Origin of the sequence: Streptomyces sp. ADMS, from assembly GCF_033441795.1 — a bacterium.
GTDB lineage: Bacteria > Actinomycetota > Actinomycetes > Streptomycetales > Streptomycetaceae > Streptomyces.
The window spans coordinates 33,607-44,641 of the sequence record NZ_JAVFVX010000065.1; the positions used below are offsets into that span (position 1 = coordinate 33,607).

The following is an 11,035-nucleotide window of genomic DNA, read 5'->3' on the forward strand; positions in this document are numbered from 1 at the left end:
TCATTCACCCCGACCGAGGAGAACCCCCATGAGCGCCGGCAGCACCAACCCCTTCGAGAACCCCGACGGCGTCTACTCCGTGCTCGTCAACGAGGAGGGCCAGCACAGCCTGTGGCCCGACTTCGTCGACGTACCGGCCGGCTGGACCGTCGTCCACGGTCCGGCGCCCCGCCAGGAGTGCCTGGACCACATCGAGACCAACTGGACGGACATGCGGCCCAAGAGCCTGGCGGAACGCATGGAGCGGACCGGCTGAAGCCACGACCGGACCGGATGGATCTGATCGGCTTCGGACCCGGAACGAGGAACTGACTCCCCATGCTCACCACGCGACTGACCAACGCCCGGATCCTCACCATGGACCCCGGCCACCCCGTCGCCCACGACCTGGGCATCTGGCGCGGCCGGATCGTGGGCCTGGACGACGCGGTGACCGGGCTGCCCGCACAGCGGGTGGTCGACCTCCAGGGTGCGACCGTGCTGCCCGGGTTCATCGACAGCCATGTGCATCTGGCCTGGACGGGGTTCAAGGCGGCCACACCCACGGTGGCGCCGTGTGTCCGGATCGAGGACGTGCTCGCGGTCGTGGCCGAGGCCGCCGCGCAGGTACCGCCCGGCGGCTGGGTGGACGTCGCGGGGTACGACCAGCGGGGGCTCGGCCGGCATCTGACCCTCGCCGAGCTGGACAGGGCCGCCGGCGGGCGCAAGGTGCTCCTGATGCACGACTCCGGACACGGCTGCGCGGTCAGCGGCCCGGTGCTGGAACTGCTCCCCGGCGTGGTCCCGCACGAGGGCGCCTTCCTCGCCGAGGGGGCCATGGGAGCGGCGCGGGCACTTCGACTGCCGCACTCCCAGGAGGAGTTGGCGGAGGCGATCGGACGGGCCGCCCGGTCCTGTCTTGCCGAGGGAGTCACGGCGTGCGCCGAGGCGGGCATCGGCGGAGCCTTGCTCGGCAACAGCCCGGTCGAGCTGGGTGCCTACCAACTCGCCCGGGACCGGGGCCTGTTGCCCCTGCGGGTCCAGCTGATGGTGGCCGCCGACCGGCTCCACTCCGTCACCGCGCACGAGGCCGACGGCATCCCGCGCGCCCTCGACCTCGGGCTGCGCACCGGCTTCGGCGACGACTGGCTGTCCGTCGGCGCGCTGAAGGTGTACACAGACGGCGGCATGATGGCCCGTACCGCGGCACTCAGCAGCCCCTATCAAGGACTCGACACCGCAGGGCAGTTGCAGGAGTCCCCCGAACACCTCGCACGGACCGTCGTGGACGGGCATCTCGCGGGCTGGCAGCTCGCCGTGCACGCCATCGGCGACCGCGCCGCCGACGTCGCGCTGGACGCGCTGGAGGAGGCGCAGCGGCTGCGGCCCCGGCCGGGCGCCCGGCACCGGATCGAGCACGCCGGGCTGATCCGGCCCGATCAGCTGCCCCGGCTGGCACGGCTGGGCGCGACGGCCGTCGTACAGCCCAACTTCCTGCGGTACTTCGGAGACGACTACGCGTCGATCATGGGGGAGGAGCGGGCGCCCTGGCTCTACCGGGGGCGGGGGTTCCTGGAACACGGCATCCGGCTGGTGGGGAGTTCCGACCGGCCGGTGGCGGACGGGTCGCCCCTGCGGGCCGTGCAGTTCATGGTGGAACGGGCCTCGCTGTCAGGGCAGTCGATCGGGCCGGACGAGGGCATCACCGTCGACGAGGCACTGCGTACGTACACCGTCGACGGCGCCTGGGCCTGCCACTGGGAGGACAGCGCGGGAAGTGTCACGCCGGGCAAGCGCGCCGATCTGGTCGTGCTGGGAGACGATCCCCGAAGCGTCGACAGCTCGCGCATCGGGGACATCGAGGTCGTGGCGACACTCGTCGACGGCCGGGAGACCGAGGAGAAGACGCTGTGAGTGCTCCGACGACGAACGACGGCATCAGCGGTTACGCCCATCTGTGGCAGGACTCGCCCCACGCACCCAGGTGGGTGCTCTGGGACACCGTCGACGATGTCCTGGTCTTCGACCGGGACATCAACTGCCCCTTCCACATCGACGACGAGGCGGTCCGAGGCGAGGTGCTGCGCCGGATGCGCGCGGCGGGCGTACCGGAGAGCGCCGAGTACCCGGGGCGCCCCTGTTCCCAGTAGCCGGGAGGGTGCTGGGGTGTTGACGTATCGTCAGAAGCCTTGTGCGGCGGCCTTTCCATGGAGCAGTTCCCGCAGCAACTGGTCGGTGGCGCACACGATGCCGGTGCGCGCCACCCACTTGAGGGCCATCGCGTGGTCCTCCGCGCAGAAGTCGGCCACCGCGTCCGCCACGATGAACGGCTGGATGTCGTGCATGAAGGCGTCCGCCGCCGTCAGCAGTATGCCGAGGTGGGCGCGGACTCCGCACAGGACGAGCTGGTCGCGTCCCGTCTCCCGCAGCAGCCGGCCGAGATGGCTGCGCAGGAAGGCGTTGTGGCGCACGTTCAGCAGCAGGTGCTCGCCCACGCGAGGAGCGAGCCGGGGGACGATCGAGGCCGCGTTGGTTTCCGCGCTGAAGACGACGGGCATGCCCAGCGTGCCGGCGAGTTCGCGCAGGGTGGCGATGTTCTCGACCAGTTCCACGACGGGGGAGCAGTCCTTCGGGAACGCCTGGACGAACGGGTTCTGCATGTCGTGGACGAGCAGGGCGGCGCGCGCCGGATCGATGGTCCAGGGACGCGTCGAGCGCGGTACGGCTGAGGTGTCGGGCATCGGATAGGAGCCGACGACTGGTGTGCCCATGGCGTGGTGCCTTCCCCTGACGGCGTGCGTGCACGAGCCGCTTCCCATGAAGTTAGCTTAGCCTAAGCTAACTTACCGTGTCGGGTGTCAAGGGGTGGCCAGTGCCGAGCAGGAGTCGTACCTACCGTGATGCCTGGGGCATCCCGCACCTCCGTGCCGCGGATCCCCTCCAGCTCGCCCACGGGCAGGGCCGGAACGCCGCCTGCGACCGAGCCTGGCAGATCGAGGTCGAACGCCACCGCTCCCAGGGCACCGCCGCCGCCATTCTCGGCGCCCCCGCACTCTCCTGGGACCTCCTCGCCCGCCGGGCACGCCTCGACGACACCGCCCGGCGCTGCTTCGACGCCCTCGACCCTGCGACCGCCGCCTGGGTCACGGCGTACGTCGACGGTGTCAACGCCGGTCTGGAGCAGGGGGCCGCAGCCGCGCCCGAGTTCCCGGCGACCGGGCTCACGCCGACGCCCTGGCGGCCGTGGACGCCCCTCGGTGTCTGGCTCGCCCATCACATCCTGTTCGCGGGCTTCCCGACCAAGCTGTGGCGCGAGGAGGTCGCCCGCCGCCTCGGCATCCACGCCCTCGGACTCTTCGCCACGGACGGCCCGGGCACCGCCGGCTCCAACGGCTGGCTCGTCCCCGGACATCGCACCGCACACGGTGCCCCGATCATCGCGGGCGACCCCCACAGGCCCCTCCAGAACCCCGGCTTCTATCAGCAACTCCACCTGTCATGCCCGGAGTTCGACGTCGTTGGTTTCGCGGTCCCCGGCGTCCCGGGCATCGCTCACTTCGGCCACGCCGGCACGGTCGCCTGGGCCATCACCAATGCCATGGCCGACTACCACGACCTGTACGAGGAGAAGCTGCGCGGCACGGACGACGGGCGGGTCGAAGCGCTGGGCCCGGACGGCTGGCGACCCGTGCTCCACCGGCGCCGGGAGACGGTCGAGGTCGCGGGCGGCGACCCGGTCGACGTCGACGTGATCGAGACGGCACGTGGCCCGGTGATCATCGGCGACACCGGCAACCTCACGGGCCCGAGCGGCGCCGAAGCGACCGTCATCAGCCTGCGCTACCCGCCCCGCGTCACCGCCGACCTCGGCTTCGCCGCGATCCCGGCCCTCCTGCACGCCCGTACGGTTGCCGACGTCGACCGGGCCTTCGACCGCTGGATCGAGCCCGTGAACGTCGTCCACGCCGCCGACACGGAGGGCGGCCTGCTGCACCGCGTCGCCGGGTACGTCCCTGTCCGCCACCGCGACAACACGCTGCGGGTCGTGCCCGCCCGGCAGCCGGGGCACGACTGGCGGGGACGCCACGACACCCCGCGCGCCGAGGTCGACGACCTGGCCGTCATGGCCAACGCCCGGGGCCTCGCCACCCCCCTCGGCACGGAGTTCGCCCCGCCGCACCGCGCCGACCGCATCACCGAACTGCTCCGCCGGTCCCACGAGTGGACGGCCCCGGAGATGGGAGCCGTCCACATGGACGCTCAACTCCCTTTCACCGCACCCCTGTTGGAACAGGTCGCACGACTCGTCCCCCGCACCCCCGCCGCCGCGTGCCTGCGCGAGAGCCTCCTCGCCTGGGACCGCCGCATGGACGCCGGCAGTACGGTCGCCGCCGACTACGCACGCCTGCGCTCAGCCGTCGTACGCCGCATCGCCAAGGCCCCGCAACTGCGGAGCCTCGCCGGGCCGTTGCCGTATCCGGCGGTGTTCGAGCCCTGGCTGAACCTCACCGGCAAGGTCGCGTTCGCGCTGGACAACCTCCTGACCACCGACCTGCTGCCCGGCCTCGACCTCTCCGGCATCCTCGTCGGGGCGCTGGAGGAGACCGCCGGAGCGGATCCGGTGACCTGGGGCGAACTGCACCGCCTCGCCCCGCTACGAGTCCTCCCCGGCGGCGAGGAGCAGTGGCCCGGCCTCGGCGGCGACCACGACTGCGTCCTCGCCACCTCCAGCGTCCCCGGCATCACCGACGTCAGCTCGCGCGGCCCCTCCGCCCGGTACGTGTGGGACCTCGCCGACCGTGACAGCAGCCTCTGGATCGTCCCCCTGGGCGCGAACGGCATCCCCGGCAACGCCCACCACCGCGACCAGCTTCCCCTGTGGACGAGCGGCCGGCTCGCCCCCGTCGTCACCGACTTCGCCCACCTCACGGAGGAGACGGGGACGGAAGAAGAGGGCGCAGGTGGCGGGGACGGGACTCAGGGCCGCATCAGCAACTGGAAGTCGAAGGCGTAGCGCGACGCCCGGTAGATGTGCGTGCCGAACTCCACGGCCCGTCCGGTGTCGTCGTACGCCGTGCGCTGCATGGTGAGAAGGGCGGCACCCTCCTGCTCCTCCAGGCGTTTTGCCTCCGCCGCGGTGGCCGAGCGGGCGCCCACGGTCTGGCGGGCGCTGTGCAGGGTGATGCCGGTGGCGCGCAGCATCCGGTACAGGCCCGTCGACTCCAGCCGGGCGGCGTCGAGTTCGAGGAGTCCCGAGGGAAGGTAGTTGCAGAGGAACGCCACCGGCTCTCCGTGCGTGCAGCGCAGCCGCTCCAGTACGGCGACCTCGCTGCCCTCCCTCACCCCGAGAGCCGCGGCGACCTCGGCGGACGCCGGCTGCCACTCGTTGCGCAGAACCTGGGTGGTGGGCCCCTGCCCGGCCGCCTCCAGGTCGTCGTACAGACTGCTCAGTTCGAGCGGGCGCTTGACCTGGCTGTGCACCACCTGCGTACCGACGCCTCGCCTGCGCACCAGCAGGCCCTTGTCCACCAGGGACTGGATCGCCTGGCGGACCGTGGGTCTGGACAGGCCCAGGCGGACCGAGAGGTCGATCTCGTTGCCCAGGAGATTGCCCGGCGCCAGGACCCCGTGCTCGATCGCCGCCTCCAGCTGCTGAGCAAGCTGGTAGTAGAGCGGGACCGGGCTGGAGCGGTCCAGCGTGAAGTCCAGGGCGTCGAGCGGGGAGCCGGACATCGCACGGGCACGATCACCGGGTGTCGCCACCGGGGCACCTCCCTTCGGATGATGACGATGCGTCAGAGAATGACGGCGCGTCAGGAGTGGCTGGGGAGAACGAGGTTGATGCCGCCGTCGGAGGCCGAGGCGACCTGCTTCTCCTGCGCGCCGGTGGCCGGGTCGTGGATGGCGCCGAACCGGCCGGACGTGCTCTCCACGGGCTTGCCGTCGATCCGGTGAGTGATGGGTTTCATCGTGCGGGCCTTTCGAGGGGGTGCGGACCCCCTCGGAGGGAGGGGGCCCGGTGAGTCAGAGGTGCCGGCGGCGGTCGGCGACCTGGCGGTCGTACTCCTCGCGGGCCTGTACGGCGGACTCGCGGGTGGCGGTCTCGGCGACCGGTACGTCCCACCAGGCCTCCGCCGGGGGAGCGGTCGGCGCCGGGTCGGTCTCGACGTACACGCAGGTCGGCCGGTCCGAGGCGCGGGCCGCCGCCAGGGCCGTGCGCAGCTCGCCGAGGGTCTTGGCGCGCAGGACGTCCATGCCGAGGCTGGCCGCGTTCGCCGCGAGGTCGACCGGCAGCGGGGCGCCGGTGAAGGTGCCGTCGGCGGCCCGGTAGCGGTAGGGGGTGCCGAAGCGCTCGCCGCCGACCGACTCGGAGAGCCCGCCGATGGAGGCGTACCCGTGGTTCTGGATGAGGAGCAGATTGACCGGCAGGCCCTCCTGGACAGCGGTGACGATCTCCGTCGGCATCATCAGATAGGTGCCGTCGCCGACCAGCGACCAGACCGGGGTGTCCGGAGCGGCCTGCTGGACGCCGATCCCGGCCGGGATCTCGTAACCCATGCAGGAGTAGCCGTACTCCAGGTGGTACTGGCGGGGGCTGCGGGCCCGCCACAGCTTGTGCAGATCGCCGGGGAGCGAACCGGCCGCGTTGATGATCACATCGTCGTCGCCGACGACCGAGTCCAGGGCGCCCAGTACCTGTGTCTGGGTGGGCACGGCCGAGTCGTCGCCCCGGAAGGCGGCCTCGACGACCGAGTCCCAGCGCTCCCGGCCCGCCCGGTACTCGTCCTCGTACGCCTGCCCCACCCGGTGTCCGGTCTCCGCCAGCGCCTCGGTGAGCGCCGTGAGGCCCGTGCGGGCGTCGCAGACGAGCGTCCGCGCCGCCAGTTTGTGGGCGTCGAAGGCGGCGATGTTGAGGTTCAGGAACCGTACGCCGGGGTTCTGGAACAGGGTGTTCGAGGCGGTCGTGAAGTCCGTGTAGCGGGTGCCGACGCCGATGACGAGGTCGGCGGTGCGGGCCAGGTCGTCGCTGACGGCCGTGCCGGTGTGGCCGATGCCGCCCAGGTCGGCGGGGTGGTCGTGGCGCAGGGAGCCCTTGCCGGCCTGTGTGGAGGCCACGGGGATGCCGGTGGCGTCCACCAGGGCCTTCAGCGCCTCCTCGGCCTGGCTGTGGTGGATCCCGCCGCCCGCGACGATCAGGGGGCGCTCGGCCGCCCGTACGGCCCGCACAGCCTCGGCCAGCTCGTACGGGTCGGGCGCGGGACGCCGGATGTGCCAGACGCGCTCGGCGAAGAACTCCTCCGGCCAGTCGTACGCCTCCGCCTGCACGTCCTGCGGCAGCGCGAGCGTGACGGCACCGGTCTCCACCGGGTCCGTGAGAACGCGTACGGCGTTCAGCGCGGACGGGATCAGCGCCTCGGGCCGCGTCACCCGGTCGAAGTATCGCGAGACCGGGCGCAGGGTGTCGTTGACGGAGAGGTCCGCCTCGACCGGGTGTTCCAGCTGCTGGAGCAGCGGGTCGGCGGTGCGCGTCGCGAAGTAATCGCCGGGGAGCAGGAGCACCGGGAGACGGTTGATCGTCGCGAGGGCGGCACCGGTGACGAGGTTGGTGGCGCCCGGACCGATGGACGTGGTGACTGCCTGCGTCGAGAGCCGGTTCAGCTGGCGGGCGTGACCGACGGCCGCGTGGACCATCGCCTGCTCGTTGCGGCCCTGGTGGAACGGCATCGCGTCCTCACCGGCCTCCAGGAGCGCCTGACCGAGACCCGCAACATTGCCGTGGCCGAAAATGCCCCACGTGCCGGAGATCAGCCGGTGGCGTACGCCGTCGCGCTCGGTGTACTGGACGGACAGAAACCGCACCAGCGCCTGGGCGACGGTCAGACGGCGGGTAGGGGTGGTGCTCATCAGGACTTCTCCGGGGCCGTGTAGAGGGGGAGGCGGGGGTCGACGGGCTGGTCGGGCCAGGTGCCGCGGACCCAGGCGTGATCGGGGTGGTCGCAGATCAGCCAGGCACGGTCGGGCTCGGGGCCCGCCATGACGTTGAGGTAGTACATGTGGTGGCCGGGCACGGCCATGGAGGGCCCGTGCCAGCCGTCGGGGATGAGGACGACGTCCCCGTCGTGCACCTCGGCCAGCACATCGGTGTTCCGGCCCTGGCCGGACGGGGAGACCCGCTGGTAGCCGAGCCCCGGTGTTCCCTCGTGGTCCGCGAACTCGAAGTAGTAGATCTCCTCGAGGACGGACTCCTCGCCGGGCCGGTGCTCGTCGTGCTTGTGCGGCGGGAAGGACGACCAGTTCCCGCCGGGAGTGATCACCTCTACGGCGATCAGCCTGTCGCACTCGAACACGCCGGCCGCGCCGAAGTTGTTGACCTGCCGGGAGGAGTTACCGGTGCCGCGCAGTTCCACCGGGACGGAGGAGGCGGGCCCGTAGCGGGCGGGCAGCCGCCGGGTGCAGCGGGCGCCGGTGAGCGCGAAGCGCCCGCCCGCGGGGGAGGTGATGGTCGTACGGGCGTCCCGTGGCACGTACGCGAAGTCGCTGACGCCGCTGAACACGCTGTCGCGGCCGTGCAGCTCGAAGGTGGAGTGGCCGAAATCGTCCGTGGCGTCGACTGTGCAGGCGCCGCTCAGGGACAGCACGATCCACTCGCTGTCGCCGGTGGAGAGGGTGTGGGAGCCGCCCGGGGGCAGTTCCAGCACCCGGAGGCCGGAGTAGCCCCAACCGGCCTTCTCCGGGTTGACGTCGACGACGTACGGACCGCCGAGGGCCTTGCCTGCCGGGAGGTGGTGGGCGGGGGTCATGGTCTGTCTCTCCTGTTCACGGCAGGCTCATGAGGAAGCCGTCGACCCCGGACCGGGTCGGTATCGTGGACGAGCGGGCGGGGTGGGAGGCGACGAGGGCGCCGGTCGTGTGGGCGTACCGCATGGTCCGCTCCGGCTCCCGGTCGGACAGCAGTGGCGTGGCCCGGAAAACCGCCGGACGCTTCACCCGCCCCCGGACGGTCGCGGGGCACCGCCAATCCGCCCCTGGGTCCCTGTCTGACGGCGGCCGGCTCGACCCCGGCCGCCGGCAACGCCCCGGCGCAGGCGCGCGGTTCACGCACACCGGTGGCGATCTCGTACTCGTCGGGGGTGTCCACCGCCACGGTCGCGTGGCGCAGCCTCTCGGCGTAGTACGGGCGGGCGTCGGCAGTTTTTTCCCAGAACATGGGACGCCGGTCCAGGCCGAGGACCGTGATGCCCGTCCGGTCGCGGGCCCTGAGGGCGGCGAGCGCGGCCGAGCGGCTCGGTTCCTCGCTCGGACCGGCACCGGTGATCCGGAAGACGCGGGCGGCCCGGATACCGGAGAGGTCCGGCTCTTCGGTGCGTACCCGCAGGCCAGGTGCGGTCGGTCGGCGGCAGGAAGGCAGCGGGAAATCTTCCGGCGAACGGAGCGCGCAGAAGGTGACCGGGGTCGCCGGACCCTCCACCGGTGTCACCCGGCGGTCGTCGGCCCCGGGTTCCTTCTGCGCATGGTGGAGACAGTCGCCGAAAGGATCCGCGCCCGTCCGGGTGACCACGGCCGAGGAGTGGCCCGTACGGGCCGCCGAGACGACCACGTCGGCAGCCGACCCACCGAGAAATTTTCCGAACGTCTGCACTAGGGTCAGCGTTGCGCCGGACCGCGACGGAGAAAGATCAACTCCGCTGCGGCCCCTGGTGACCAGGTCGAAGAGCGGTGCTGACTCGGTCATGCGATGCTCCTTCGAGCTGCGGAGGATGCGGGTCCCGAGGGGCCTGTCGTCTCCCAGGTGTAGGACTCGGAGGGTGACGCTGTCAAGGGTTTGTTCTTACATTCTGACCTGCTAGTGAAATGATGTCTTAACAAAGTATTGACAGCGGACAGTTCCAAGGATTTGGATTCGGTCCCAACACGACTTGCCGTGTTCGTGGCACACGGCCCGGACCTCCGGGACCCGGGCCCGGGATCGCTAAGATCCCCACCCTCTCCCCGGTCGCACAGTGAGGTGCAGGAAAGATGGCTCGCTCTTCTCGCTCCCGCAGAATCGCCCCCGTTGTTGCCGCTGCCGCGGCAACGGCCCTGGTTCTCGCGGGCTGTTCCAGCAGTTCCGGTGGCAAGGACTCCGAGGAGGGTGACACCGACGCTTCCGCGGGCAAGGCCACCACCCCTCGGATGACCGTCGCCCTGGTCACCCACCAGGCGCCCGGTGACACCTTCTGGGACATCGTCCGCAAGGGTGCCCAGGCCGCCGCGGACAAGGACAACATCAAGCTCGTCTACTCGGCCGACCCGAACGCGGGCAACCAGGCCACCCTCGTCCAGACCGCGATCAACCAGAAGGTCGACGGCATCGCCATCACACTGGCCAAGCCGGACGCCATGAAGGATGTCGTGGCCAAGGCGACGGCGGCGGGTATCCCCGTAGTCGGCCTCAACTCGGGTCTGAGTGACTGGAAGACGCTGGGTCTCCAGCAGTTCTTCGGCCAGGACGAGTCCGTCGCGGGCGAGGCGTTCGGCAAGAAGCTGAACGAACTCGGCTCCAAGAAGGCCGTCTGTGTGATCCAGGAACAGGGCAACGTCGGCCTCACCCAGCGCTGCGACGGTGTGAAGAAGACGTTCACCGGCACGCTGGAGACCCTCAACGTCAACGGCACCGACATGCCGTCCGTCAAGTCGACGATCACCGCAAAGCTCAACCAGGACAAGGCCATTGACTACGTGGTCGCGCTCGGCGCCAGCTACGCGCTGACCGCGGTGCAGTCGGTGGGCGACGCCAACAGCAAGGCCAAGGTCGCGACCTTCGACCTCAACAAGGAGATGACCGACGCCATCACGAAGGGCGACATCCAGTTCGCGGTCGACCAGCAGCCCTACCTCCAGGGCTACCTGGCCGTCGACTCGATGTGGCTCTTCAAGAACAACGGCAACTACAGCGGTGGCGGTGAGCAGCCCGTGCTGACCGGTCCGGCCTTCGTCGACAAGTCCAACGTCGAGGAGATCGCCGAGTTCGCCGCGAAGGGCACTCGGTGATCTCGATGAGTCAGACAACGGCACC

10 protein-coding genes and 1 pseudogene are annotated in these 11,035 nt (G+C 70.9%); 5 read left to right on the forward strand and 6 right to left on the reverse strand.

Going from position 1 to position 11,035, the window contains the following annotated elements; genetic code table 11:
* The first annotated feature begins 28 nt into the window (after positions 1–28).
* The 3 genes from RB628_RS25780 (at position 29) to RB628_RS25790 (ending at position 2,129) form a co-directional block, all read left to right on the forward strand.
* Positions 29–256, forward strand: a complete 228-nt coding sequence (locus tag RB628_RS25780; RefSeq protein WP_318322891.1) for an MbtH family protein — start codon at positions 29–31, stop codon at positions 254–256.
* Positions 257–318: 62 nt separating this feature from the next.
* Positions 319–1,893 (forward strand): amidohydrolase, encoded by a 1,575-nt coding sequence (locus RB628_RS25785; RefSeq protein ID WP_318322892.1) that lies wholly within the window; start codon positions 319–321, stop codon positions 1,891–1,893.
* Positions 1,890–2,129 (forward strand): hypothetical protein, encoded by a 240-nt coding sequence (locus RB628_RS25790; protein WP_318322893.1) that lies wholly within the window; start codon positions 1,890–1,892, stop codon positions 2,127–2,129. The genes RB628_RS25785 and RB628_RS25790 overlap by 4 nt, the downstream gene beginning before the upstream one ends.
* 30 nt (positions 2,130–2,159) lie before the next feature.
* Here the strand turns inward: RB628_RS25790 and RB628_RS25795 are convergent, their stop codons facing one another.
* Positions 2,160–2,750, reverse strand: coding sequence for an isochorismatase family protein (locus tag RB628_RS25795; RefSeq protein WP_318322894.1), 591 nt, complete (start codon positions 2,748–2,750; stop codon positions 2,160–2,162).
* Between the two features lie 101 nt (positions 2,751–2,851).
* Between RB628_RS25795 and RB628_RS25800 the strand changes: the two genes are divergently transcribed.
* Positions 2,852–4,993, forward strand: coding sequence for a penicillin acylase family protein (locus RB628_RS25800; RefSeq protein ID WP_318322895.1), 2,142 nt, complete (start codon positions 2,852–2,854; stop codon positions 4,991–4,993).
* Here the strand turns inward: RB628_RS25800 and RB628_RS25805 are convergent.
* The 5 genes and pseudogenes from RB628_RS25805 to RB628_RS25825 form a co-directional block, all read right to left on the reverse strand.
* The gene (locus RB628_RS25805) at positions 4,957–5,742 is read right to left on the reverse strand and encodes a GntR family transcriptional regulator (protein WP_318322896.1); all 786 of its coding nucleotides are present in this window, start codon (positions 5,740–5,742) and stop codon (positions 4,957–4,959) included. The two genes, RB628_RS25800 and RB628_RS25805, sit on opposite strands and share 37 nt — an antisense overlap.
* Before the next feature lie 50 nt (positions 5,743–5,792).
* The gene (locus RB628_RS25810; RefSeq protein WP_318322897.1) at positions 5,793–5,948 is read right to left on the reverse strand and encodes a hypothetical protein; all 156 of its coding nucleotides are present in this window, start codon (positions 5,946–5,948) and stop codon (positions 5,793–5,795) included.
* Between the two features lie 55 nt (positions 5,949–6,003).
* Positions 6,004–7,884, reverse strand: a complete 1,881-nt coding sequence (gene iolD, locus RB628_RS25815) for a 3D-(3,5/4)-trihydroxycyclohexane-1,2-dione acylhydrolase (decyclizing) (protein ID WP_318322898.1) — start codon at positions 7,882–7,884, stop codon at positions 6,004–6,006.
* The gene (iolB, locus tag RB628_RS25820) at positions 7,884–8,780 is read right to left on the reverse strand and encodes a 5-deoxy-glucuronate isomerase (RefSeq protein WP_318322899.1); all 897 of its coding nucleotides are present in this window, start codon (positions 8,778–8,780) and stop codon (positions 7,884–7,886) included. Before iolB ends, iolD begins: the two co-directional genes overlap by 1 nt.
* A gap of 16 nt (positions 8,781–8,796) precedes the next feature.
* Positions 8,797–9,712 (reverse strand): annotated as a pseudogene (locus tag RB628_RS25825) (PfkB family carbohydrate kinase).
* Positions 9,713–9,996: 284 nt separating this feature from the next.
* Between RB628_RS25825 and RB628_RS25830 the strand changes: the two are divergent.
* The gene (locus tag RB628_RS25830) at positions 9,997–11,010 is read left to right on the forward strand and encodes a substrate-binding domain-containing protein (RefSeq protein WP_318322900.1); all 1,014 of its coding nucleotides are present in this window, start codon (positions 9,997–9,999) and stop codon (positions 11,008–11,010) included.
* Positions 11,011–11,035 lie beyond the last annotated feature (25 nt).